Here is a 25,494-nt window from a genome sequence, read left to right on the forward strand (position 1 = left end):
AACCGGGCCGATGGGCGCGAGGCCGTCCGCCGCATGCTTCCGCAGGCCGCTTGACCTCGGTGATTTCAGGTCTCAAGGGGGTAGGGGCTATCGTGGTGCGGTATGCCATCTGTGAGATCGTGCGCCGATCGGAGCAGGTCGAGGACGCAGATGGTACTCAACCTCTCAGCAAGGACCCGGAGAGAGAGCATGCCTCCCAAGAAGAAGAAGGTCACGGGGCTCATCAAGCTCCAGATCCAGGCCGGCGCCGCCAACCCGGCCCCGCCGGTCGGCCCCGCGCTGGGCCAGCACGGCGTCAACATCATGGAGTTCTGCAAGGCCTACAACGCCGCGACCGAGTCGCAGCGCGGTTGGGTCATCCCGGTGGAGATCACGGTCTACGAGGACCGTTCCTTCACCTTCATCACCAAGACTCCGCCGGCCGCCAAGATGATCCTCAAGGCCGCGGGCGTGGAGAAGGGCTCCGGCGAGCCGCACAAGACCAAGGTCGCCAAGATCACCCAGGCGCAGGTCCGCGAGATCGCCCAGACCAAGCTGCCCGACCTCAACGCCAACGACCTGGACGCCGCCGAGAAGATCATCGCCGGCACCGCCCGTTCCATGGGCGTCACCGTCGAGGGCTGAACCCCGACCCCGTAGTACGTACGCGGCCGTGAAGGCCGCACGTGGCAGGGCCTGCTCGGCCCGTACCACGACTCCTTTCAGAACACACAGGAGCAGTTGTGAGCAAGCGCAGCAAGGCTCTCCGCGCTGCGGACGCCAAGATCGACCGGGAGAAGCTGTACGCCCCGCTCGAGGCCGTCCGTCTCGCCAAGGAGACCTCCACGACCAAGTTCGACGGCACCGTCGAGGTCGCCTTCCGTCTGGGTGTCGACCCGCGCAAGGCCGACCAGATGGTCCGTGGCACCGTGAACCTTCCGCACGGCACCGGTAAGACCGCCCGGGTCCTGGTCTTCGCGACCGGCGACCGTGCCGAGGCCGCGCGTGCCGCGGGCGCCGACATCGTCGGCGCCGACGAGCTGATCGACGAGGTGTCGAAGGGCCGTCTGGACTTCGACGCCGTCGTCGCCACCCCGGACCTCATGGGCAAGGTCGGCCGCCTCGGCCGCGTCCTCGGCCCGCGTGGTCTGATGCCGAACCCGAAGACCGGCACGGTCACCCCGGACACCGCCAAGGCCGTGTCCGACATCAAGGGCGGCAAGATCGAGTTCCGCGTCGACAAGCACTCGAACCTGCACTTCATCATCGGCAAGACGTCGTTCGACGACACCAAGCTGGTGGAGAACTACGGCGCCGCGCTGGACGAGATCCTCCGTCTGAAGCCGTCCGCCGCCAAGGGTCGCTACATCAAGAAGGCCGCCATCACCTCCACGATGGGCCCCGGCATTCCGGTCGACCCGAACCGCACCCGCAACCTCCTCGTCGAGGAGGACCCGGCCGCGGTCTGAGCCTGACGGCTCACCTCAACCGGTCACGGGCCCCGCACCTGCTCCAGGTGCGGGGCCCGTTCCCTTTCCGGTACGCGGTCCGGCGGTCTGCGCTAGCGTGCGGGCATGGGGCCGGTGCACGGGGAGGATCGAGGCGCAGGGGTGGGACCGCGACGCACGACGAGGAGCGCCGGACGCCGGACGGGCCTCGTGCTCGCGGCGGCGACCGCGCTGGCCGTGATCACCGCCTGTACCGCTGTCACCGGCTCATCCGAAGGCCGCGGCGGCGACGACCGCGCGGGCCGCGGTGAGGATGCCGCCCGCGCCGGTTCGGTCGCGGCACTGCGCGCCGTCGCGCGCTCCACCGGCGGCGCCGACTCCGTCCGCGTCGAGTCCAGGACGACGATGGGCTCGATGATGTCCATGACCGCCGACGGCGCCCTCTCCTGGAGCGACGGCCTGACCGGCACACTGACCATCACCTACACCGACGGGCCCGTCGCCGACGCCATGCGCCGACTCGGCAGCACGTCCATGGAGGCCCGCTACCTGCCCGACGCCTACTACGCGCGCATGGGCGACGCGTTCGCCGCGCGGACGGGCGGCAGGCACTGGCTCAGGTACCGGTACGACGACGTCGAGGCCGTCGCCGGAGCATCCGGTGCCCGTCTCGGGGACCAGATGCGCGCCACCGCGCCCCACCAGTGCGTGAAGCTGCTGCTGGCCTCCGGCGACGTCAGGAAGGTCGGCGAGGAGCGGGTGCGGGGCACACGTGCCACCCACTACACGGGCAGGGTGGAGGCGGGGGACCCCGGTGTCACCGGCCGGACCGTGGACATCTGGATCGACGACCGGGACCTGCTGGTCAAGAAGGTGGAGAGGGCCGAGACGGCGACGGGCCGGCTGACCCAGACCGCCCACTACGAGGACTACGGGGTGAAGGTGACGACCGAGACTCCGCCGCCCGGCGACACCCGGGACGCGAAGGATCTGGTGGACGGGCAGAGCGGTGCCTGAGTCACAGGGGTGCCTTCGGCCGCGGAAGAAAATAGATGGCACTGTCATGCACCTGAGATAGGGTCACAGTTCTTGCTGTGTGCCAGCTCCGGGTTCCTTGGGGGGATCCGATGACTTGGGGGGATTCCATGAGAACGTCCGTACCTGCCGCCGGACTTGCCGCACTCCTTCTCGCCGCGGGCGCGGTGGGCTGTGCGAAGGACTCGGGCGCCGACGCGGCTCCCGCGATGGAGCCGGCCGCGGCCGTGGCCAAGGCGGCGAAGAACGCCGAGGACGTCACGTCCTTCCGCTACACGATGGCCGGCAAGGTCCCCGAGGAGGGCCGTATCGAGGCGGAGGCCTCGATGCGGGTGAAGCCCGATGTTGCCATGAGCATGAAAATAAAGGCTCTCGACATGGGTCAGGCGAGCTCCGCCGAGATCCGTCTCGTCGACAAGGCCATGTACATCGGCGGCAGCGCCGAGATGGCCAAGGAGCTGGACGGCAAGAGCTGGATGAAGTTCGACCTGTCCACGCTCGGCGAGGGCGACGAGCTGAACGAACTCGGCGCCGCGAGCCAGGCCGAGCAGAACCCGGCGGCCGAGTCCACCTTCCTCACCGGCGCCAAGGACGTGAAGAAGGTCGGCACCGAGAAGATCGACGGTGTCGAGACCACCCACTACTCGGGCACCGTCACCCTCGACGACCTGCGCGCCTCCCTCAAGGGGAAGGGCGCCGAGGCCCAGGAGCGCAGGGAGAAGAGCATCGAGCGGTACGAGGGGATGGGCGTCGAGAAGCTCACCATGGACATGTGGGTGGACGGCGAGCACCACGCCAAGCAGTTCCGGATGCGCGGCAAGGCCGACAAGGGACCGCTGGACGTGACCGTCAAGTTCCTCGAGTTCAACAAGCCGGTCGACATCAAGGCGCCGCCGGCCAAGGACATCGTCGACCTGGCCGAGATGATGCAGGGCCTCGAGGAGGAGGGCTGAGCCTCTCCTCGGCTCCCGCTGACGCTCGTGCGGTGATCATCCCCCGGGAACGGATTTGCCTCGCGGCGACCCGTTCCCGTACTCTTCCGGGGAAGCCAAAGACCGCTGGTCGTTGCCGTGCGCTCGTACGAGGGCGCGGTGGCCGAAGGATCCGCTGAACTGCGGACGACCCGCGCAGGTGACAGTGGAAGAACTCCCGGAGCACACGTCGATCCCCGTGTGTGCGCCCGGTCGAGTCCGCCCCGTGCGCCTGCGCCGGGGCGTTTCGTTTTCCCCAGTCCTCCTTCGGGTCCGCGCGGTCCGAATCACCCGGAAGGAGGCCGAGGCTCTATGGCGAGGCCCGACAAGGCTGCCGCGGTTGCGGAGCTGACGGACAAGTTCCGCAGCTCCAACGCCGCCGTGCTGACCGAGTACCGCGGTCTCACCGTGGCGCAGCTCAAGACGCTGCGCCGGTCGCTCGGTGAGAACGCCCAGTACGCCGTGGTGAAGAACACGCTGACCAAGATTGCGGCCAACGAGGCCGGGATCACGCTGGACGACCAGCTCTTCGCTGGTCCGACGGCCGTCGCCTTCGTCACCGGTGACCCGGTGGAGTCGGCGAAGGGTCTCCGTGACTTCGCCAAGGACAACCCGAATCTCGTCATCAAGGGCGGTGTCCTTGACGGCAAGGCGCTGTCCGCCGACGAGATCAAGAAGCTTGCGGACCTCGAGTCCCGCGAGGTTCTGCTCTCCAAGCTGGCCGGTGCCTTCAAGGCGAAGCAGTCCCAGGCTGCCTCCGTCTTCCAGGCGCTGCCGTCGAAGCTCGTCCGCACCGTGGACGCGCTGCGCGCCAAGCAGGACGAGCAGGGCGGTGCCGAGTAACTCGGCTCGCTTTCTGATCCGCGCCGCCTGACGCGGCAAGGATCGCAGCGGGCCGACGTACGCCCGCCTCACCCCGTACATCCGGCACCTGCCGATTTGAATGGAAGGACCGCCATCATGGCGAAGCTCAGCCAGGAAGACCTGCTCGCGCAGTTCGAGGAGATGACCCTCATCGAGCTCTCCGAGTTCGTGAAGGCCTTCGAGGAGAAGTTCGACGTCACCGCCGCCGCGGCCGCCCCGGTCGTCGTGGCCGGTGGCGGTGCCGCCGCCGGTGCCGCCGAGGCCGTCGAGGAGAAGGACGAGTTCGACGTCATCCTCACCGGTGCCGGCGACAAGAAGATCCAGGTCATCAAGGTCGTGCGCGAGCTGACCTCCCTGGGCCTGAAGGAGGCCAAGGACCTGGTCGACGGTGCGCCGAAGCCCGTCGTCGAGAAGGTCAACAAGGAGGCCGCGGACAAGGCCAAGGAGGCCCTCGAGGGCGCCGGCGCCTCCGTCGAGGTCAAGTAAGACCTCCGCGGGTCCGCCAGGACTCCTGCGCGCTGACATCGGCCCCGTAGGGCTGTAACGCGAACGCACCGAGGAGCGATCATCCATCCGGGTGGTCGCTCCTCGGCGTTTCCGAGGGGCGGCGCAGGCTGCCTTGCACCCGCGGCCGGGAGGGGTATGGTGATCTTCGTCGTGCCTCGAGAGGTCCCGGTGGCAGGCCGCACGTGACGATGGCAGCACCCGGTTTTGGGTATGGGGGGCCTTGACGAACTGCACGCAGCGCGCAATTCTCAGGACGCGTCGTCACAAGGATCCGAATCCGAGGCATGGATCGACGACGAAGAGGGCAGTATCAGGGTGCGTTGAGGGCAGGCATGCCGCAGGCGTTGACAACTACTAGGGTCTCGAAAAACCCGTACTGGACATCAGTGGGCCAAGTGGCTACACTGACCCTTTGCGCTGCCTGTTAGCTGCCCCCTGCCCGTCACCAGGGGCATGCCCTCGCCTCAGCAACGACGACCGGACCATCGCTGACCTGGCCTTTCTGGCCGCAGCAGGACGCCCTGTCGTCAAGCGACGGCGGGGGGCCGGTACGCGCGTAGTGAGTCCGAGCCCTCGGAAGGACCCCCTCTTGGCCGCCTCGCGCACTGCCTCGACCGCGAATACGAACAACGGCGCCAGCACCGCCCCGCTGCGCATCTCCTTTGCAAAGATCAAGGAGCCCCTCGAGGTTCCGAACCTTCTCGCGCTGCAAACCGAGAGCTTCGACTGGCTGCTCGGCAACGACGCGTGGAAGGCTCGCGTCGAGGAGGCTCTGGAGTCCGGTCAGGACGTTCCCACCAAGTCCGGTCTCGAGGAGATCTTCGAGGAGATCTCCCCGATCGAGGACTTCTCCGGGTCGATGTCGCTGACGTTCCGAGACCACCGCTTCGAGCCGCCGAAGAACTCGATCGACGAGTGCAAGGAGCGCGACTTCACGTACGCCGCCCCGCTCTTCGTCACGGCCGAGTTCACCAACAACGAGACCGGCGAGATCAAGTCCCAGACCGTCTTCATGGGCGACTTCCCGCTCATGACGAACAAGGGCACCTTCGTCATCAACGGCACCGAGCGTGTCGTGGTGTCGCAGCTGGTCCGTTCCCCCGGTGTCTACTTCGACTCCTCCATCGACAAGACGTCCGACAAGGACATCTTCTCCGCCAAGATCATCCCCTCCCGGGGCGCCTGGCTGGAGATGGAGATCGACAAGCGTGACATGGTCGGTGTCCGCATCGACCGCAAGCGCAAGCAGTCCGTCACCGTCCTGCTGAAGGCGCTCGGCTGGACCACCGAGCAGATCCTCGAGGAGTTCGGCGACTACGAGTCGATGCGCGCCACCCTGGAGAAGGACCACACTCAGGGCCAGGACGACGCGCTGCTGGACATCTACCGCAAGCTGCGCCCGGGCGAGCCCCCCACGCGTGAGGCCGCGCAGACGCTGCTCGAGAACCTCTACTTCAACCCCAAGCGCTACGACCTGGCGAAGGTCGGCCGCTACAAGGTGAACAAGAAGCTCGGTGCGGACGAGCCGCTGGACGCCGGCGTGCTCACCACCGACGACATCATCGCCACCATCAAGTACCTGGTGAAGCTGCACGCGGGCGAGACCGAGACGGTCGGCGAGTCCGGTCGCTCGATCATGGTCGAGACCGACGACATCGACCACTTCGGCAACCGCCGCATCCGCAGCGTCGGCGAGCTGATCCAGAACCAGGTCCGTACGGGTCTCGCCCGTATGGAGCGCGTCGTGCGCGAGCGCATGACCACCCAGGACGTCGAGGCGATCACGCCGCAGACCCTGATCAACATCCGGCCGGTCGTCGCCTCCATCAAGGAGTTCTTCGGCACCAGCCAGCTGTCCCAGTTCATGGACCAGAACAACCCGCTGTCGGGCCTGACGCACAAGCGTCGTCTCAACGCCCTCGGCCCGGGTGGTCTCTCCCGTGAGCGGGCCGGCTTCGAGGTCCGCGACGTGCACCCGTCGCACTACGGCCGCATGTGCCCGATCGAGACGCCGGAAGGCCCGAACATCGGTCTGATCGGCTCGCTGGCCTCCTACGGCCGGGTCAACGCGTTCGGCTTCATCGAGACGCCGTACCGCAAGGTCGTCGACGGCCAGGTCACCGACGACGTCGACTACCTGACCGCCGACGAGGAGGACCGCTTCGTCATCGCGCAGGCCAACGCCGTCCTGACGGACGACCTGCGCTTCGAAGAGGCCCGCGTCCTGGTCCGCCGCCGCGGCGGCGAGGTCGACTACGTCAGCCCCGAGGACGTGGACTACATGGACGTCTCGCCGCGCCAGATGGTGTCGGTCGCGACCGCCATGATCCCCTTCCTCGAGCACGACGACGCCAACCGCGCCCTCATGGGCGCGAACATGATGCGCCAGGCCGTTCCGCTGATCAGGTCGGAGTCCCCGCTCGTCGGCACCGGCATGGAGTACCGCTCCGCCGTCGACGCCGGCGACGTGGTCAAGGCCGAGAAGACCGGTGTGGTCCAGGAGGTCTCCGCGGACTACATCACCACCGCCAACGACGACGGCACGTACATCACGTACCGCCTGGCCAAGTTCGCCCGCTCCAACCAGGGCACCTCGGTCAACCAGAAGGTGCTCGTCAACGAGGGCGACCGCATCGTCGAGGGCCAGGTCCTCGCCGACGGCCCGGCCACCCAGAACGGCGAGATGGCGCTCGGCAAGAACCTGCTGGTCGCGTTCATGCCGTGGGAGGGTCACAACTACGAGGACGCGATCATCCTGTCGCAGCGCCTCGTGCAGGACGACGTCCTCTCCTCGATCCACATCGAGGAGCACGAGGTCGACGCCCGTGACACCAAGCTCGGCCCCGAGGAGATCACCCGGGACATCCCGAACGTCTCCGAGGAGGTCCTCGCCGACCTCGACGAGCGCGGCATCATCCGCATCGGCGCCGAGGTCATCGCCGGCGACATCCTCGTCGGCAAGGTGACCCCGAAGGGCGAGACCGAGCTGACCCCGGAGGAGCGCCTGCTGCGCGCGATCTTCGGTGAGAAGGCCCGTGAGGTCCGTGACACCTCGCTGAAGGTGCCGCACGGCGAGACCGGCAAGGTCATCGGCGTACGCGTCTTCGACCGCGAGGAGGGCGACGAGCTGCCGCCGGGCGTGAACCAGCTGGTCCGCGTCTACGTCGCGCAGAAGCGCAAGATCACCGACGGTGACAAGCTCGCCGGCCGCCACGGCAACAAGGGCGTCATCTCCAAGATCCTGCCGATCGAGGACATGCCGTTCCTGGAGGACGGCACCCCGGTCGACATCATCCTCAACCCGCTGGGCGTGCCGTCCCGAATGAACCCGGGACAGGTCATGGAGATCCACCTCGGCTGGCTCGCCAGCCAGGGCTGGGACGTCTCCGGCCTCCCGGAGGAGTGGGCCGAGCGCCTCCAGACCATCGCCGCCGACCGCGTCGAGCCGCGCACCAACGTGGCCACCCCGGTCTTCGACGGTGCCCGTGAGGACGAGATCGCCGGCCTGCTGGAGCACACCATCCCCAACCGCGACGGTGACCGCCTGGTCCTGCCGTCCGGCAAGGCCCGGCTCTTCGACGGCCGCTCCGGCGAGCCGTTCCCGGACCCGATCTCGGTCGGCTACATGTACATCCTGAAGCTGCACCACCTGGTCGACGACAAGCTGCACGCCCGTTCGACCGGTCCGTACTCGATGATCACCCAGCAGCCGCTGGGTGGTAAGGCCCAGTTCGGTGGCCAGCGGTTCGGCGAGATGGAGGTGTGGGCGCTCGAGGCGTACGGTGCCGCCTACGCCCTCCAGGAGCTGCTGACCATCAAGTCCGACGACGTCACCGGCCGCGTGAAGGTCTACGAGGCCATCGTCAAGGGCGAGAACATCCCCGAGCCCGGCATCCCCGAGTCCTTCAAGGTGCTCATCAAGGAGATGCAGTCCCTCTGCCTGAACGTGGAGGTGCTGTCCAGCGACGGTATGTCCATCGAGATGCGCGACACCGACGAGGATGTCTTCCGCGCCGCGGAGGAGCTCGGCATCGACCTGTCCCGGCGCGAGCCGAGCAGCGTCGAAGAGGTCTGACGGGAGTCCGGCGGGCCTCCTGACCAGGAGGCCCGCCGACCCCCAGGCCCCCGTTTCAGACCACAGACTTACAACCCTGAGAGGGATTGACGCATAGTGCTCGACGTCAACTTCTTCGACGAGCTCCGGATCGGCCTGGCCACCGCCGACGACATCCGTCAGTGGAGCCACGGCGAGGTCAAGAAGCCCGAGACCATCAACTACCGCACCCTCAAGCCCGAGAAGGACGGCCTCTTCTGCGAGAAGATCTTCGGCCCCACCCGGGACTGGGAGTGCTACTGCGGCAAGTACAAGCGCGTCCGCTTCAAGGGCATCATCTGCGAGCGCTGTGGTGTCGAGGTCACGCGCGCCAAGGTGCGCCGTGAGCGGATGGGCCACATCGAGCTGGCCGCGCCCGTCACGCACATCTGGTACTTCAAGGGCGTCCCGTCGCGCCTGGGTTACCTGCTCGACCTGGCTCCGAAGGACCTGGAGAAGGTCATCTACTTCGCGGCGTACATGATCACGTACGTCGACGAGGAGCGCCGTACCCGCGACCTGCCCTCGCTGGAGGCCCACGTCTCCGTCGAGCGCCAGCAGATCGAGCAGCGCCGCGACGCCGACCTGGAGTCCCGCGCCAAGAAGCTCGAGGCCGACCTGGCCGAGCTGGAGGCCGAGGGCGCCAAGGCCGACGTGCGCCGCAAGGTGCGCGAGGGCGCCGAGCGCGAGATGAAGCAGCTGCGCGACCGCGCCCAGCGCGAGATCGACCGCCTCGACGAGGTGTGGACCCGGTTCAAGAACCTCAAGGTCCAGGACCTTGAGGGCGACGAGCTGCTCTACCGCGAGCTGCGCGACCGCTTCGGCACGTACTTCGACGGCTCGATGGGTGCCGCGGCGCTGCAGAAGCGCCTGGAGTCCTTCGACCTCGATGAGGAGGCCGAGAGGCTCCGCGAGATCATCCGCACCGGCAAGGGCCAGAAGAAGACCCGTGCGCTCAAGCGCCTGAAGGTCGTCTCCGCGTTCCTGCAGACCTCCAACAGCCCCAAGGGCATGGTCCTGGACTGCGTCCCGGTCATCCCGCCGGACCTGCGTCCGATGGTGCAGCTGGACGGTGGCCGCTTCGCGACCTCCGACCTGAACGACCTGTACCGCCGTGTCATCAACCGCAACAACCGCCTGAAGCGGCTTCTCGACCTCGGCGCGCCCGAGATCATCGTGAACAACGAGAAGCGCATGCTCCAGGAGGCCGTCGACGCGCTCTTCGACAACGGCCGCCGCGGCCGCCCGGTCACGGGCCCCGGCAACCGTCCGCTGAAGTCGCTGTCCGACATGCTCAAGGGCAAGCAGGGCCGCTTCCGTCAGAACCTGCTCGGCAAGCGCGTGGACTACTCCGCGCGTTCCGTGATCGTCGTCGGTCCGCAGCTGAAGCTGCACCAGTGCGGTCTGCCGAAGGCGATGGCGCTGGAGCTGTTCAAGCCGTTCGTGATGAAGCGCCTGGTCGACCTGAACCACGCGCAGAACATCAAGAGCGCCAAGCGCATGGTCGAGCGCGGCCGCACGGTCGTGTACGACGTGCTGGAAGAGGTCATCGCGGAGCACCCGGTCCTGCTGAACCGTGCGCCCACGCTGCACCGCCTCGGCATCCAGGCCTTCGAGCCGCAGCTGGTCGAGGGCAAGGCCATTCAGATTCACCCGCTCGTGTGCACCGCGTTCAACGCGGACTTCGACGGTGACCAGATGGCCGTGCACCTGCCGCTGTCCGCGGAGGCGCAGGCCGAGGCCCGCATCCTGATGCTGTCCTCGAACAACATCCTCAAGCCGGCCGACGGCCGTCCGGTGACGATGCCGACCCAGGACATGGTCCTCGGTCTGTTCTTCCTCACCACCGACGGCGAGATGCGGGACGTGAAGGGCGAGGGCCGCTCCTTCTCCTCCGTGGCCGAGGCGATCATGGCGTTCGACGCCGGCGAGCTGTCGCTGCAGTCGACCGTCGACATCCGCTTCCCGGTGGGCACCATCCCGCCGCGCGGCTGGATCCCGCCGGCCCGCGAGGAGGGCGAGCCCGAGTGGCAGCAGGGTGACTCCTTCCGCCTGAAGACGACCCTGGGCCGCGCGCTCTTCAACGAGCTGCTGCCCGAGGACTACCCGTTCGCCGACTACGAGGTGGGCAAGAAGCAGCTCTCCGAGATCGTCAACGACCTCGCCGAGCGCTACCCGAAGGTCATCGTGGCGGCCACGCTCGACAACCTGAAGGCGGCCGGCTTCTACTGGGCCACCCGTTCCGGCGTCACCGTCGCCATCTCCGACATCGTCGTCCCCGAGGCGAAGAAGGAGATCGTCCACGGCTACGAGGCGCAGGACGAGAAGGTCCAGAAGCAGTACGAGCGCGGTCTGATCACCAAGGACGAGCGGACCCAGGAGCTCATCGCGATCTGGACCAAGGCGACCAACGACGTCGCCGAGGCCATGACGGGCAACTTCCCGAAGACCAACCCGATCTTCATGATGGTCAACTCGGGTGCCCGAGGAAACATGATGCAGATGCGTCAGATCGCCGGTATGCGCGGTCTGGTGTCGAACGCCAAGAACGAGACCATCCCGCGGCCCATCAAGGCGTCGTTCCGCGAGGGTCTGTCCGTGCTGGAGTACTTCATCTCCACCCACGGTGCCCGTAAGGGTCTGGCCGACACCGCCCTGCGCACCGCCGACTCCGGTTACCTCACCCGTCGTCTGGTCGACGTCTCCCAGGACGTCATCATCCGCGAGGAGGACTGCGGCACCGACCGCGGCCTCAAGCTGCACATCGCGGAGCGCGGCGCGGACGGCGTGCTGCGCAAGGCGGAGAACGTCGAGACGTCCGTGTACGCGCGCTGCCTCGCCGAGGACATCGTCGTCGACGGCCAGGTGCTGGCCCCGGCCGGCACCGACCTGGGCGACGTGCTCATCGAGGAGCTGGTCTCCCGCGGCGTCGCCGAGGTCAAGACCCGCTCGGTCCTGACCTGCGAGTCCGCGGTGGGCACCTGCGCCATGTGCTACGGCCGTTCGCTCGCCACCGGCAAGCTGGTCGACATCGGTGAGGCGGTCGGCATCATCGCCGCCCAGTCCATCGGTGAGCCCGGCACCCAGCTGACGATGCGTACCTTCCACACCGGTGGTGTGGCCGGTGACGACATCACCCAGGGTCTGCCGCGTGTCGTCGAGCTCTTCGAGGCCCGTACCCCGAAGGGTGTCGCCCCGATCTCCGAGGCGGCCGGACGCGTCCGGATCGAGGAGACCGAGAAGACCAAGAAGATCGTCATCACCCCGGACGACGGCAGCGACGAGACGGCCTACCCGATCTCGAAGCGCGCCCGTCTGCTGGTCGGCGAGGGCGACCACGTCGAGGTGGGCCAGAAGCTCACCGTGGGTGCCACCAACCCGCACGACGTGCTGCGCATCCTGGGCCAGCGGGCCGTCCAGGTCCACCTGGTCGGCGAGGTCCAGAAGGTCTACAACTCGCAGGGTGTGTCGATCCACGACAAGCACATCGAGATCATCATCCGGCAGATGCTGCGCCGCGTGACGATCATCGAGTCCGGCGACGCCGAGCTGCTGCCCGGTGAGCTGGTCGAGCGCTCGAAGTTCGAGCAGGAGAACCGCCGTGTGGTCCAGGAGGGCGGTCACCCGGCCTCCGGTCGTCCGCAGCTGATGGGTATCACCAAGGCCTCGCTGGCGACCGAGTCCTGGCTGTCGGCGGCGTCCTTCCAGGAGACGACCAGGGTCCTGACGGACGCGGCGATCAACGCCAAGTCCGACTCCCTGATCGGCCTCAAGGAGAACGTCATCATCGGTAAGCTCATCCCGGCCGGTACGGGCCTGTCCCGCTACCGCAACATCCGGGTCGAGCCGACCGAGGAGGCCAAGGCCGCGATGTACTCGGCCGTGGGCTACGACGACATCGACTACTCGCCGTTCGGCACGGGCTCCGGCCAGGCCGTTCCGCTGGAGGACTACGACTACGGTCCGTACAACCAGTAAGCGGGCAGTTTGAGCCGAAGGGCGGTCACCCTCACCGGGTGGCCGCCCTTCGGCGTGTTCGGCGAGCGGCCGGCTGCCAGGCCGCGGCGACCGCCGTCGCCACGGTGGCCGGCGCGCAGATGCCGGCGATCGGCCGGGCCACGGCAGCGGTGACGGTCAGGGCCTTGGTGGCCCGGGGGGAGGGCCTGCCGTATGCCGGCGGTGTCGGCGACCGTCGGCAGCAGACCGTCGGCAGCAGCACGCACAGGCCGACAGCGGTCTGCAGGACGGTACGGAGGACTCGCGGCCGGCCTCGGTCCAGCGGGGGCCAGGAGCCGCGCGGTGGCGGCCGCAGCCCTCGGTGACCAGGCGGCGGCCCATCGCCGTGACGATCGGGGAGTCGGGGCCGGCCTTCTTGAAGAACGAGGCCCCGGGAAACGGCTGGTGACACGGGGTGCTCGGCGGCGGGGGGCCGGGCCTGCACCCGGCGGCGCATGCCCGTCATGCTGAAGCCGCGCGGGTCGCTCTTCCGGTCCGGCCACTCCAGGTGCCCCATGACGGACTTGGCGCCCCAGCCGTGCGCCCGGCACAGCGGGCCGGGCCCGGCTCTTTTGCCTGGAGGGCGTCTTCGCCGCGGAACGCGCGGCCCGCTCCGCCCCCGTCCTGATCCGCGGGCACACGGCCTGTGCCGAGATCCCTCGCGAAGGCGAGGGCGCCCGCCCTACGGGATCCCCAGCTCGAAGACCACGTAGTGCGCGTACCACCCCGACGCCACCGCCGCCGTCGTGAAGAACACCGTCAGGCTCGGCCACTTCAGCCGGCTCAGGGCCGCCGCCGGGGCGAGCAGCAGCGGGAAGACGGGCAGCAGATAGCGGGACGTGTTCCCGAAGATCTGCTGGGTCCCCAGGACCGTCACGATGCTCGCCAGGGTGTACGCCACCAGTACCAGCGGCGGCTTCCTGCGCAGCATCAGCGCGATCAGGAAGGGCAGCGCGATCACCAGCTGCACGGCCAGCAGGTCGGGCACGGCGAAGCGGAAGAGGTAGTCGCCGTGCCCGACCGCTGTGTTGCGCAGCACGGCCAGGGTGTGGGCGCCCCAGTCGAAGTAGTGCGCCCAGCCCTCGCGCTGGAGGGTGAAGTACGCCGTCAGGTCGTTCGAGTTCAGGCCCACCCAGGCGATGTAGACGATCAGGCCGAGCGGCGCCGCGACCATCGCGTACACGGGTCCGGCGACTCCGTGCTCCTGCCGGCTGCCCCGCCGTGCCACGGTCACCAGTGCCGCGAGTCCCACCGCGCCGATGAGCGTGGCGGACGTCGGACGGCTGAGCCCGGCGAGGAAGGCGAGGAACCCCGCCGCCACCCACTGGTGCTTCATCACGCAGTAACAGGTCCAGGCCGCGATCGCGACGAACAGTGACTCCGAGTACACCGCCCACTCGACGCCCGCCCCGGGCGCCACCGCCCACAACCCGGCGGCGACGGTGCCCGCCCGGACGCCCGCCAGTGTGGACACCACCGCGTAGATGCCGGCAGCCGCGACGAAGGAGGCCAGCACGGAGACGAGGAGCGCGGAGCCGAACAGGCCCAGCGAGGTCACCTCGGACACACCCCGGATCAGCCCGGGGTAGAGAGGGAAGAACGCGACGGAGTTCTGCTGCACGGTGAACAGGCCGCCCCCGTCGAGCGGCTGCAGCGGGCCGGGGTGGTAGCCCTTCTCGGCGACCTGGAGGTACCACCAGCCGTCCCAGGTGGCCAGGACGTCCCACCAGTGGGCGCCGCCGCCGAAGCGCGGGTTCTTGCCGCGGTAGTCGCCGGCGTACTCCAGCAGGCAGGCGAAGACGGCGAGGCCCACGAGCTTGGCGACGCCGTACAGCGCGAGTGGGGTCACGTACGGCCGCGCGCCGGGCGGCAGGGTGAGGCGGCGGCGCGCCGGAGGCCGTTCGGCCCGTTCGGCCTCGTCGGAGGGTGCGGAGTCCGTCGCCGTGTCACCGAAAGCCGTACCCATGCCCTCTGGTCCCCCCTGGTCGCCCGACCACCCGGGCCGACGGTTTCCCGGGACCCACACGGCCGTTCACATGTACAGGCCATAAGATCACGCCGACGTCGCATGATAACGGTGGGTGGGGGGAACGACGGGTGGGCGGGACAACCGGCGGTGCGCTCGACGGCACGACCGTGCTGTCCGTCGTCATACCGATGTACAACGAGGAAGAGGTCCTGTCGGCCCTCGTCAGCCGGCTGCGCCCGGTCCTGGCGGACCTCGGGGTGCCCTATGAACTGCTCGCCGTCGACGACGGCAGCACGGACCGCACTCCTGAACTGCTCGCCGCCCTCCGGCTCGGCTGGCCGGAACTGCGCGTGGTGGGACTGCGCCGCAACTCGGGCCACCAGGCGGCCCTGACGGCCGGCCTGGACCGGGCGGTCGGCGCCTACGCCGTCAGCCTGGACGCGGACCTCCAGGACCCGCCCGAGAAGATCCCCGACATGCTCGCACTGGCCCGCGGCGAGGGCCTCGACATCGTCTACGGCATCCGCGCCGACCGCACCAGCGACACCGGCTTCAAACGGTGGACGGCCGGCCTGTACTACCGGCTCGTGCGCCGCCTCGCAGGACCGGCCGTGCCCGCCCAGGCCGGCGACTTCCGGCTGCTCAGCCGGGCCGCCGTGGACGCCCTCAAAGCGCTGCCGGACCAGCAGCGGGTCTACCGCCTCCTCGTGCCCTGGCTGGGTTTCCCGAGCGGCGAGGTCAGCTACGAGCGCGCGCCGCGCACCGCAGGCCGCAGCAAGTACCCCCTCGGCCGCATGATCCGGCTCGCCGTCGACAGCGTCACCGGCTTCTCCGCGGCCCCGCTGCGCCTGGCCACCTGGCTCGGCGGCTTCGCGTTCCTGGTCTGCCTGATCCTGATGGTCTACTCGCTCGGCGCGTACGCCCTGCAGTACACGGTCCCCGGATGGACCTCGCTCTTCATCGGAGTCCTCTTCATCGGCGCGGTCCAGTTGGTCTGCGTCGGCCTGCTCGGCGAGTACGTCGCTCGTATCTATACGGCCGTACAGAACCGTCCGGCGTACTTCGTGGGCCACGACACGCGCGAGACGGACCAGACGTCGTCGGTGCGCATCCCCGGCGCCCACAGGGCCGAGGACGACAGGAACACCGCCGGCCCGCCGGGGTAGGCAGCGCGGCGTGTCCTGCGCCGGCACCCGGGCGGCCGGCGCCGGCACCCGCGCGCGGTGCTCGCAGGTCGCTCGCGCGCGTGCCATGTGATGCGTCATGCGGGCCGGACGACGGCAGCGGCGGGACGAGCCGCCCGAACCCGGAGCGTGCCCGTCTGACGGTCGGCGAGGTCCGGAAGGTCTGCGACTCGCAGGGTGTGTCGATCCACGACCAGCACATCGAGATCATCGTCCGGCAGATGCCGCGCCGGGTGACGGTCATCGAGTCCGGCGACGCCGGGCTGCTGCCCGGTGAGCCGGTCGAGCGTTCGAAGTCCGAGCAGGAGAACCGTCGTGTGGTCCGGAAGGGTGGTCACCCGGTCTCCGGTCGTCCGCAGCCGATGGGCATCACCACGGACGCGGCGATCAAGGCCAAGGCCGCGGTGTGGTCGGCTGTGGGCTACGACGGCCGCGGGCCACGACGGCATCGACTGCTCGCCGTTCGGCACGGGCTCCGGTCCGTTACGGGGTGGCCGCCTTCGGCATTTCGGCGCCCGATGGCGCATGATGGAGGGACTCGTACGGTTCGGGGGAGGTCGTCCGTGTCGTTTCCGCCGTCGCAGCCGTCCTGGCAGCCCTGGCAGCCCGGGCGCGGCGTTCCGCAGCCGTGGCAGGGCCAGGGCAGCCCGTCACTGCTCGCGTCCCACGCCGACCGTGAGCGTGCCGTGGACGTGCTCAGAGCGGGCTTCAGCGAGGGCCGCCTGGACCATGGGGAACTCGATCGGCGCATCACCCGGGCGTACCAGGCACGCACCGTCGGGGAACTGACGCTCCTGGTCGCCGACCTGCCCCAGGGCCCGGCACCGTACCCCGCGGCGGCTCCGGCCGTTCCCGCGACGTTCCTGCCGCGCCCGGTCCCGCCCACCAACGGCAAGGCGGTCGGCTCCCTGGTCTGCGGCGTGCTCACCCTGATGACAGCCGGCCTCACAGGCCTTCCCGCGGTGGTCCTGGGCCACGTGGCCCGCTCCGAGATCCGCCGCCGGGGCGAGGGCGGCGACGGCCTGGCCCTGGCCGGCCTGATCCTGGGCTGGCTCTCCGTCGCGGGCTGGGCCCTCTTCCTCACCCTCTTCATCGTGACGGCAGTAGCCGCACAGGTCTGACGCACACCGGGCCGGCGGCTCGCCCAGGCGCACCCGAAGGGGGGCGGTGACGGTGCCCGCACCGGCGGCCGGTCTCCTGACGGCGGCGCTCGCGCATCCCGTCTGCCCCGGGGGCGTGGTCGCCGGACGGCGTGCCCGCGGGTGCTCCGGCGCGAGCAGGCCGTCCGGGTGGCGGTCCGCTGCCGCGGGCGGTCGTGGTGGCGGTCGTGTGACCGGGCTGGTACGCGCGCGTGCCGTACGCCTGGATCACGTGCACCGCGCGGGCGGCGGTCCGGCGGGCGCCGCGTGCGTCCCGCACGCCCGGACCGGGTCCGTCCAGGCGCACCCGCCGACGCTCCGGGGCGCGTCGCGCAGGTGGCGATTCCGCCGGCGTGGGGAGAGCCGCGAATCCCGGCGTTCCACACCGTGGCAACGGGCTGACGTGCGGGAATTGCCGTATCCGGGGACCGTGATCCGTGGATACGAAGATCGCAGAGCGTACAGGGGCTTGACAAAGTACGCGGAACTAGGCGGGCGGCGCCCATTTGTTTTGACCACAGCGAATGAGGTAGGTACGCTCAGACCTTGTGCCTGGGGTGTGCCCTGGCTTTCGTGCGTGCCTTCACACCGCACAGGGAGCCGTTGACGGCCACCGTAATCTGCGCCTTTTTCTGCCATGCGGTGGGAGTCTGCGGGATTCGACACACCCGACCGCGTGGGTCGGTGACGTTCCAGGTTAGCTGTACCCATCGGCACACAGAAACCGGAGAAGTAGTGCCTACGATCCAGCAGCTGGTCCGCAAGGGCCGGCAGGACAAGGTCGACAAGAACAAGACGCCGGCACTCGAGGGTTCGCCCCAGCGCCGCGGCGTCTGCACGCGTGTGTTCACGACCACCCCGAAGAAGCCGAACTCGGCCCTCCGCAAGGTCGCGCGTGTGCGTCTGACCAGCGGCATCGAGGTCACGGCCTACATTCCGGGTGAGGGACACAACCTGCAGGAGCACTCCATCGTGCTCGTGCGCGGCGGCCGTGTGAAGGACCTGCCGGGTGTTCGCTACAAGATCATCCGCGGTTCCCTCGACACCCAGGGTGTCAAGAACCGCAAGCAGGCCCGCAGCCGCTACGGCGCCAAGAAGGAGAAGTAAGAATGCCTCGTAAGGGCCCCGCCCCGAAGCGCCCGGTCATCATCGACCCGGTCTACGGCTCTCCTCTGGTGACCTCCCTGATCAACAAGGTGCTGCTGAACGGCAAGCGCTCCACCGCCGAGCGCATCGTCTACGGCGCCATGGAGGGCCTGCGCGAGAAGACCGGCAACGACCCGATCATCACGCTCAAGCGCGCTCTCGACAACATCAAGCCGACCCTCGAGGTCAAGTCCCGCCGTGTCGGTGGCGCCACCTACCAGGTGCCGATCGAGGTCAAGCCCGGCCGTGCCAACACCCTGGCGCTGCGCTGGCTGGTCGGTTACTCCCGCGCCCGCCGCGAGAAGACCATGACCGAGCGTCTGCTCAACGAGCTCCTCGACGCCTCCAACGGCCTCGGCGCCGCTGTGAAGAAGCGTGAGGACACCCACAAGATGGCCGAGTCCAACAAGGCCTTCGCGCACTACCGCTGGTAGTCGCTTCCCCGACGAGAACCGAGAGAAGACTGAAGCCTTATGGCTACCACTTCACTTGACCTGGCCAAGGTCCGCAACATCGGGATCATGGCCCACATCGACGCGGGCAAGACGACCACCACCGAGCGGATCCTGTTCTACACCGGTGTGTCCTACAAGCTCGGTGAGACCCACGAGGGTTCCGCCACGATGGACTGGATGGAGCAGGAGCAGGAGCGTGGCATCACGATCACCTCTGCTGCCACCACCTGCCACTGGCCGCTGGAGGACGTCGACTACACCATCAACATCATCGACACGCCGGGCCACGTCGACTTCACCGTAGAGGTGGAGCGCTCCCTGCGCGTGCTCGACGGTGCCGTGACGGTGTTCGACGGCGTTGCCGGCGTCGAGCCCCAGTCCGAGACGGTGTGGCGTCAGGCGGACCGCTACGGCGTCCCGCGCATCTGCTTCGTGAACAAGCTCGACCGCACCGGTGCCGAGTTCCACCGCTGTGTCGACATGATCAAGGACCGCCTGGGTGCGCAGCCGCTGGTCATGCAGCTGCCGATCGGTGCCGAGGCGGACTTCCGGGGCGTCGTGGACCTGGTCCGCATGAAGGCCCTGGTGTGGTCCGCCGAGGCCTCCAAGGGCGAGATGTACGAGACCATCGACATCCCGGACACCCACACCGAGGCCGCCGAGGAGTGGCGCGGCAAGCTGATCGAGGCCGTCGCCGAGAACGACGAAGAGATCATGGAGCTGTACCTGGAGGGCCAGGAGCCCACCGAGGAGCAGCTGTACGCCGCGATCCGTCGCATCACCATCGCGTCCGGCAAGTCCAGCGAGACCACGATCACTCCGGTGTTCTGTGGCACCGCGTTCAAGAACAAGGGCGTTCAGCCCCTGCTCGACGCGGTCGTGCGCTACCTCCCCACGCCGCTCGACGTCGAGGCCATCGAGGGCCACGCCGTGGGCAACACGGACGAGGTCATCAAGCGCAAGCCGTCCGTGGACGAGCCGCTCTCCGCCCTCGCGTTCAAGATCATGAGCGACCCGCACCTGGGCAAGCTCACCTTCGTCCGCGTGTACTCCGGCCGCCTGACGTCCGGCACCCAGGTGCTGAACTCCGTCAAGGGCAAGAAGGAGCGCATCGGCAAGATCTACCGCATGCACGCCAACAAGCGTGAGGAGATCGAGTCGGTGACCGCCGGCGACATCGTCGCCGTCATGGGCCTGAAGCAGACCACCACCGGTGAGACGCTGTCCGACGACAAGCAGCCGGTGATCCTGGAGTCCATGGACTTCCCGGCGCCGGTCATCCAGGTCGCCATCGAGCCCAAGTCGAAGGGCGACCAGGAGAAGCTGGGCGTCGCGATCCAGCGCCTGGCCGAGGAGGACCCGTCCTTCCAGGTTCACTCGGACGAGGAGACCGGCCAGACCATCATCGGCGGTATGGGCGAGCTGCACCTCGAGGTGCTGGTCGACCGCATGCGCCGTGAGTTCAAGGTCGAGGCCAACGTCGGCAAGCCGCAGGTCGCGTACCGTGAGACGATCCGCAAGGCCGTCGAGCGTGTGGACTACACCCACAAGAAGCAGACCGGTGGTACCGGTCAGTTCGCCAAGGTGCAGATCTCGATCGAGCCGCTCGAGGGTGGCGACACCTCGTACGAGTTCGTGAACAAGGTGACCGGTGGTCGCGTCCCGAAGGAGTACATCCCCTCGGTCGACGCCGGCTGCCAGGAGGCCATGCAGTTCGGCATCCTCGCCGGTTACGAGATGACGGGCGTCCGCGTCACGCTGCTCGACGGTGGCTACCACGAGGTGGACTCCTCCGAGCTCGCGTTCAAGATCGCCGGTTCGCAGGCCTTCAAGGAGGCCGCGCGCAAGGCCAGCCCGGTTCTCCTCGAGCCGATGATGGCCGTCGAGGTCACCACGCCCGAGGACTACATGGGCGAGGTCATCGGTGACATCAACTCCCGCCGTGGCCAGATCCAGGCCATGGAGGAGCGGGCGGGTGCCCGCGTCGTGAAGGGCCTCGTGCCCCTCTCGGAGATGTTCGGCTACGTCGGAGACCTCCGCAGCAAGACCTCGGGTCGCGCAAGCTACTCGATGCAGTTCGACTCCTACGCCGAGGTTCCGCGGAACGTCGCCGAGGAGATCATCGCGAAGGCCAAGGGCGAGTAACTCAGCCGAGTTCCAGCCTTTAGGCTTGACTCCGGAGCCTCACGGGGCATTCCGCCGCAATCGTGGTGGAATGCCCCGGAGATCCGGGCCATCCAGCAAAGATCACCTGGCGCCGATGAAGTAAGGCGTACAGAACCACTCCACAGGAGGACCCCAGTGGCGAAGGCGAAGTTCGAGCGGACTAAGCCGCACGTCAACATCGGCACCATCGGTCACATCGACCACGGTAAGACGACCCTCACGGCCGCCATTACCAAGGTGCTGCACGACGCGTACCCGGAGCTCAACCAGGCCACCCCGTTCGACAACATCGACAAGGCCCCCGAAGAGCGTCAGCGCGGTATCACCATCTCGATCTCGCACGTCGAGTACCAGACCGAGGCGCGTCACTACGCCCACGTCGACTGCCCGGGTCACGCGGACTACATCAAGAACATGATCACCGGTGCCGCCCAGATGGACGGCGCGATCCTGGTGGTCGCCGCCACCGACGGTCCGATGCCGCAGACCAAGGAGCACGTGCTCCTGGCCCGCCAGGTCGGCGTGCCGTACATCGTGGTCGCCCTGAACAAGGCCGACATGGTGGACGACGAGGAGATCCTGGAGCTCGTCGAGCTCGAGGTCCGTGAGCTCCTCACCGAGTACGAGTTCCCGGGCGACGACCTTCCGGTCGTCAGGGTCTCCGCGCTGAAGGCCCTCGAGGGCGAGCAGCAGTGGGTCGAGTCGGTCCTCACCCTGATGAAGGCCGTCGACGAGTCGATTCCGGAGCCGGAGCGCGACATCGACAAGCCGTTCCTGATGCCGATCGAGGACGTCTTCACCATCACCGGTCGCGGTACGGTCGTCACCGGCCGCATCGAGCGTGGTGTCCTCAAGGTCAACGAGACCGTCGACATCATCGGCATCAAGCAGGAGAAGACCACCACCACGGTCACCGGCATCGAGATGTTCCGCAAGCTGCTCGACGAGGGCCAGGCCGGTGAGAACGTCGGTCTGCTGCTCCGCGGCATCAAGCGCGAGGACGTCGAGCGCGGCCAGGTCATCATCAAGCCGGGCTCGGTCACCCCGCACACCGAGTTCCAGGCCCAGGCCTACATCCTGTCGAAGGACGAGGGTGGCCGCCACACCCCGTTCTTCAACAACTACCGCCCGCAGTTCTACTTCCGCACGACGGACGTGACCGGCGTGGTGACCCTCCCCGAGGGCACCGAGATGGTCATGCCGGGTGACAACACCGAGATGAAGGTGGAGCTCATCCAGCCCGTCGCCATGGAAGAGGGCCTGAAGTTCGCCATCCGCGAGGGTGGCCGCACGGTGGGCGCCGGCCAGGTCACCAAGATCATCAAGTAAGTCTTGAGGATCATGTGATCCGGTAGCTCCGCTGCGAGCACCTGAGAGGGCCCGTACGACCTCGGTCGTACGGGCCCTTTCGTGTTACGAAACTATTCGACGCGTACGACCCCTGGTTCCCCGCGAACCACTCACCCACCATTTGTCATGCCGCTAACCAAATTCGAGTGGGAGGGGTGTGCCATGTCTGCGCACGTCAGCCGGAGAGCCGTCCTGGGTGCCGCGGGCCTCGCCGCGGTGCCGGTGCCGTCGCCGGGGGCGCCGGGTACGCCGGGTGCGTCGGGTACGCCGGGTGCGTCGGGCGCCGCGTGGGCGGCGGCCGGGAGCGGGAGCGGCGGAGGTCCGCGGGTGACGGACCCGGGGGCGTACGTCTCCTTCGCGCCCCACGAGCCGAGGCCGGGCTCCTTCTCCCTGGTGGGCGCCCCCGTCGTGGTCGGCGCCGACGACCACCCCGGGGTCGTACGGGCGGCAGGGGACCTGCGCGAGGACATCGAACGGGTCACGGGCGTCCGCCCGGGCCGCACCCTCGCGCGCAACGCCGTCCTGGTGGGGACGGTGGGCCGCAGCCCGCTGATCGACGGCCTGGTGAAGTCGGGGAAACTGGACGTCACCGGCGTGCGCGGCCGCTGGGAGACGTCGCTCCAGGCGGTGGTGGACCACCCGATGCCAGGGGTGGAGCGCGCACTCGTCATCGCGGGCAGCGACCCGCGCGGCACGATCTTCGGGGCGTACGACGTCTCGTACGGCATCGGCGTCTCGCCCTGGTACTGGTGGGACGACGTGCCACCGGTGCGCAGGCACCGCGTCTGGATCCTGCCGGGCCGCCACACGCAGGGCACGCCGACGGTGAAGTACCGCGGCATCTTCATCAACGACGAGAACCCGGCGCTGGGCACCTGGGCGCCGGAGTACTTCGGCCCGGGAAAGGCCTCGGGCCACCCCGGAGGCTTCAACGCCGACTTCTACGCCAAGGTGTTCGAACTCCTGCTCCGCCTGAAGGGCAACTACCTCTGGCCGGCGGTGTGGGGCCGCGCCTTCGCCGAGGACGACCCGGAGAACCACCGACGGGCCTCGGAGTACGGCATCGTCATGGGCACCTCCCACGAGGCCCCCATGATGCGCGGCATCGAGGAGTGGAACCGCCATGCGAGCGCGGGCAGCGACCCCTACGGCGGCAACGGCGAGTGGTCGTACCGCCGCAACGCCGACGCGGTCAAGGCGTACTGGCGGGCCGGCATCCAGCGCATGGTGGACCAGGGCTTCGAGGGCGTCGTCACCCTGGGCATGCGGGGAAACGGCGACACCAGCCTCCCGGACGGCGACGGCATCGAGCTGATGCAGGAGATCATCACCGAGCAGCGCCGCATCATCGAGGAGGTCACCGGCAGGCCGGCCGCCGAAACACCGCAGGTCTGGACCCTCTACAAGGAGGTGCAGCGCTACTGGGACCGCGGCCTGCGCGCCCCCGACGACGTCACGGTCGTCCTGACCGACGACAACTGGGGCAACATCCGCAAGCACCCCGACCCCGCGGAGGCCGCCCGGCCCGGAGGCTACGGCCTGTACTACCACTTCGACTACGTGGGCGCCGGCCGCAACTACAAGTGGGTCGACACGGCGAACCTCCGCAACGTCTGGGAGCAGCTCCACCAGGCCCACGCCTACGGCAACCACGGCCTGTGGGTGGCCAACGTGGGAGACCTGAAGGGCAACGAACTCCCCACGGAGTTCTTCCTGGACTACGCCTGGAACCCGGACAGACGGCCCTTCGACAGCCTGGACGAATGGGAACGCCGCTACGCCCGCCAGAACTTCGGCGAGGCGGCCGCCGCCCCGGTCGCGGAGGTCTTGGCGACCTACGGCCGCCTCCAGGCCCGCCGCAAACCCGAACTGCTCAACCGCCGCATCACCCTCCGCGACGGCGAGATCGTCTACGACGACGAGCAGACGCCGTTCCACTTCGCCCACCGCGAGCTGGAGCGGGTCACGGAGGAATGGAAGACCCTGGCGCGGAAGGCGAACCGCATAGCGCGCAGGCTGCCCGCCCGCACCCAGGACGCCTGGTTCGAGCTGGTCGGCTACGAGGTGGAGGCCACCGCGAACCTCTACGCCCTGAGACAGGCCGAGTTCACCAACCTCCTCTACGCACGACAGGGCCGCGCGGCGACCAACGACCGTGCGACGGAGGCGGAAACGGACCTGGAACGGGACTTCGCCCTCGCCGACCGCTTCCACCACGAGGTGGCGGGCGGCAAGTGGAACGGCTTCCAGACCCAGCCCCACATCGGCTACGGCGACGTGGACCGCTACGGCCCGAACGCCGGCTGGCAACAGCCGGAGAAGGACAACGTGGCCCTGCCGGACGAACTGTTCCCGGCGGTGAAGCGGATCGAACTGCCGAGCGCCGCCGGACTGGGCGTCTCGGTGGACGGCGCGGAGGACACGGGAAGCTGGTGGCCGGGCGGAGCGACGACCGGGGCGACACTGCCGGTGTTCAGCCCGTACCAGACCCGCCCGCAGCAGTACGTGGAGATCTTCAACCGGGGCCGCACCCCCTTCGAGTACCGCATCACGACCTCGGCCCCGTGGCTGCGGGTCGGCCGCACTCGGGGCCGGGTGGAGAAGCAGGTCCGGGTGGAGGTCCGGGCGGACTGGCGAAGGGTGCCGCCCGGCGGCGCGAAGGCGGACCTGACGATCTCGGGCGCGGGAAGGACGGTGACGGTCACCTGCACGGCGGAGAACCCGTCACGCCGGTCCCTGCGGGGCTTCGTCGAGGCGGGCGGCTACGTGGCGATCGACGCGGAGCACCACGACCGCGCGGTGGGGCAGTGGCGCCGGCTGGACGGCATCGGCCGTACGACGTCGGGGATGACCCCATGGCCGGTGACGGTATGGACGGAGCTGTCTCCCCGGAACCCGTCCCTCCCGACCGGCAACCTGCGCTACGCGCTCTCCTTCGACGAGGCGGAGCCGCAGACGGTCGACATCAACGAGGGCGCGGACGACGGCCTGCTGAACACCCAGTGGGCCCGGAACACCTCCGACAACGTCAACCGCACGGCAACGAGGCACACGCTCACCCGCACGGGCGTCCACCGCCTGAAGTTCTGGGCGGTGGACCCGACGGTGATCCTCCAACGCCTGCTGATCGACACGGGCGGCCTGCCGGAGACGTATCTGGGACCGCTGGAGAGCAAGCGGCTTTGACGTGCT

The 25,494-nt window shown here is 68.6% G+C and carries 16 protein-coding genes and 2 pseudogenes; 16 read left to right on the forward strand and 2 right to left on the reverse strand.

Features of this window, described 5'->3' with window-relative positions; all coding sequences use genetic code 11:
- Window positions 1-189: 189 nt before the first annotated feature.
- The 8 genes from rplK to C1I97_RS00415 all read left to right on the forward strand — a co-directional run bounded on the left by rplK (window position 190) and on the right by C1I97_RS00415 (window position 12,875).
- Entirely contained in the window at window positions 190-624 is a 435-nt protein-coding gene (gene rplK, locus C1I97_RS00375) for a 50S ribosomal protein L11 (protein ID WP_111001195.1), read from the forward strand.
- A 98-nt stretch (window positions 625-722) separates the two neighbouring features.
- The gene (gene rplA / locus C1I97_RS00380) at window positions 723-1,448 is read left to right on the forward strand and encodes a 50S ribosomal protein L1 (RefSeq protein ID WP_111001196.1); all 726 of its coding nucleotides are present in this window, start codon (window positions 723-725) and stop codon (window positions 1,446-1,448) included.
- Between the two features lie 141 nt (window positions 1,449-1,589).
- Window positions 1,590-2,444 carry a hypothetical protein gene (locus C1I97_RS00385; protein ID WP_111001197.1) on the forward strand — a complete coding sequence of 285 codons (855 nt, stop codon included), beginning with the start codon at window positions 1,590-1,592 and terminating at the stop codon, window positions 2,442-2,444.
- A 128-nt stretch (window positions 2,445-2,572) separates the two neighbouring features.
- Window positions 2,573-3,415 (forward strand): DUF1396 domain-containing protein, encoded by an 843-nt coding sequence (locus C1I97_RS00390; RefSeq protein ID WP_111001198.1) that lies wholly within the window; start codon window positions 2,573-2,575, stop codon window positions 3,413-3,415.
- 330 nt (window positions 3,416-3,745) lie between these two features.
- Window positions 3,746-4,276 carry a 50S ribosomal protein L10 gene (rplJ, locus tag C1I97_RS00395; RefSeq protein ID WP_006130602.1) on the forward strand — a complete coding sequence of 177 codons (531 nt, stop codon included), beginning with the start codon at window positions 3,746-3,748 and terminating at the stop codon, window positions 4,274-4,276.
- A gap of 117 nt (window positions 4,277-4,393) precedes the next feature.
- Window positions 4,394-4,783: a 50S ribosomal protein L7/L12 gene (gene rplL / locus C1I97_RS00400; protein ID WP_111001199.1), complete on the forward strand. Its 390-nt coding sequence runs from the start codon at window positions 4,394-4,396 to the stop codon at window positions 4,781-4,783.
- A gap of 610 nt (window positions 4,784-5,393) precedes the next feature.
- The gene (gene rpoB, locus C1I97_RS00410) at window positions 5,394-8,879 is read left to right on the forward strand and encodes a DNA-directed RNA polymerase subunit beta (protein WP_111001200.1); all 3,486 of its coding nucleotides are present in this window, start codon (window positions 5,394-5,396) and stop codon (window positions 8,877-8,879) included.
- 96 nt (window positions 8,880-8,975) lie between these two features.
- Window positions 8,976-12,875, forward strand: coding sequence for a DNA-directed RNA polymerase subunit beta' (locus C1I97_RS00415; protein WP_111001201.1), 3,900 nt, complete (start codon window positions 8,976-8,978; stop codon window positions 12,873-12,875).
- Between the two features lie 276 nt (window positions 12,876-13,151).
- Here C1I97_RS00415 and C1I97_RS40905 read toward each other — a convergent pair.
- Window positions 13,152-13,446, reverse strand: a pseudogene (locus C1I97_RS40905) (peptidoglycan-binding protein); the annotation flags it as partial.
- A gap of 129 nt (window positions 13,447-13,575) precedes the next feature.
- A complete protein-coding gene (locus tag C1I97_RS00425) occupies window positions 13,576-14,859 on the reverse strand; it encodes a glycosyltransferase family 39 protein (protein WP_111001202.1) in 1,284 nt (427 codons plus the stop codon).
- 191 nt (window positions 14,860-15,050) lie between these two features.
- Here C1I97_RS00425 and C1I97_RS00430 point away from each other — a divergent pair, with 191 nt between their 5' ends.
- The 8 genes and pseudogenes from C1I97_RS00430 to C1I97_RS00465 all read left to right on the forward strand — a co-directional run bounded on the left by C1I97_RS00430 (window position 15,051) and on the right by C1I97_RS00465 (window position 25,488).
- Window positions 15,051-16,028 carry a glycosyltransferase family 2 protein gene (locus C1I97_RS00430; protein WP_441349073.1) on the forward strand — a complete coding sequence of 326 codons (978 nt, stop codon included), beginning with the start codon at window positions 15,051-15,053 and terminating at the stop codon, window positions 16,026-16,028.
- 161 nt (window positions 16,029-16,189) lie between these two features.
- Window positions 16,190-16,526 (forward strand): annotated as a pseudogene (locus tag C1I97_RS42875) (hypothetical protein); the annotation flags it as partial.
- Between the two features lie 83 nt (window positions 16,527-16,609).
- Window positions 16,610-17,167: a DUF1707 and DUF4190 domain-containing protein gene (locus C1I97_RS00440; protein WP_258382349.1), complete on the forward strand. Its 558-nt coding sequence runs from the start codon at window positions 16,610-16,612 to the stop codon at window positions 17,165-17,167.
- A 753-nt stretch (window positions 17,168-17,920) separates the two neighbouring features.
- Window positions 17,921-18,292, forward strand: a complete 372-nt coding sequence (rpsL, locus tag C1I97_RS00445) for a 30S ribosomal protein S12 (protein ID WP_030422047.1) — start codon at window positions 17,921-17,923, stop codon at window positions 18,290-18,292.
- Between the two features lie 2 nt (window positions 18,293-18,294).
- Window positions 18,295-18,765 carry a 30S ribosomal protein S7 gene (rpsG, locus tag C1I97_RS00450; RefSeq protein WP_073951511.1) on the forward strand — a complete coding sequence of 157 codons (471 nt, stop codon included), beginning with the start codon at window positions 18,295-18,297 and terminating at the stop codon, window positions 18,763-18,765.
- A 39-nt stretch (window positions 18,766-18,804) separates the two neighbouring features.
- A complete protein-coding gene (gene fusA, locus C1I97_RS00455; RefSeq protein ID WP_111001204.1) occupies window positions 18,805-20,931 on the forward strand; it encodes an elongation factor G in 2,127 nt (708 codons plus the stop codon).
- 156 nt (window positions 20,932-21,087) lie between these two features.
- Entirely contained in the window at window positions 21,088-22,281 is a 1,194-nt protein-coding gene (gene tuf, locus C1I97_RS00460; protein ID WP_111001205.1) for an elongation factor Tu, read from the forward strand.
- 183 nt (window positions 22,282-22,464) lie between these two features.
- Window positions 22,465-25,488, forward strand: a complete 3,024-nt coding sequence (locus C1I97_RS00465; protein WP_111001206.1) for a glycosyl hydrolase 115 family protein — start codon at window positions 22,465-22,467, stop codon at window positions 25,486-25,488.
- The last annotated feature ends 6 nt before the right edge of the window (window positions 25,489-25,494 follow it).

Origin of the sequence: Streptomyces sp. NTH33 (assembly GCF_003236365.1) — a bacterium.
GTDB lineage: Bacteria > Actinomycetota > Actinomycetes > Streptomycetales > Streptomycetaceae > Streptomyces.

Bases quoted from the DNA above. Each gene is read 5' to 3' on its own strand.
- rplK (WP_111001195.1), top strand. From the start codon at position 190: ATGCCTCCCAAGAAGAAGAAGGTCACGGGGCTCATCAAGCTCCAGATC.
- C1I97_RS00390 (WP_111001198.1), top strand. From the start codon at position 2,573: ATGAGAACGTCCGTACCTGCCGCCGGACTTGCCGCACTCCTTCTCGCC.
- rplJ (WP_006130602.1), top strand. From the start codon at position 3,746: ATGGCGAGGCCCGACAAGGCTGCCGCGGTTGCGGAGCTGACGGACAAG.
- rplL (WP_111001199.1), top strand. From the start codon at position 4,394: ATGGCGAAGCTCAGCCAGGAAGACCTGCTCGCGCAGTTCGAGGAGATG.
- C1I97_RS00425 (WP_111001202.1), bottom strand. From the start codon at position 14,859: ATGGGTACGGCTTTCGGTGACACGGCGACGGACTCCGCACCCTCCGAC.
- C1I97_RS00430 (WP_441349073.1), top strand. From the start codon at position 15,051: ATGTACAACGAGGAAGAGGTCCTGTCGGCCCTCGTCAGCCGGCTGCGC.
- rpsG (WP_073951511.1), top strand. From the start codon at position 18,295: ATGCCTCGTAAGGGCCCCGCCCCGAAGCGCCCGGTCATCATCGACCCG.
- fusA (WP_111001204.1), top strand. From the start codon at position 18,805: ATGGCTACCACTTCACTTGACCTGGCCAAGGTCCGCAACATCGGGATC.
- C1I97_RS00465 (WP_111001206.1), top strand. From the start codon at position 22,465: ATGTCTGCGCACGTCAGCCGGAGAGCCGTCCTGGGTGCCGCGGGCCTC.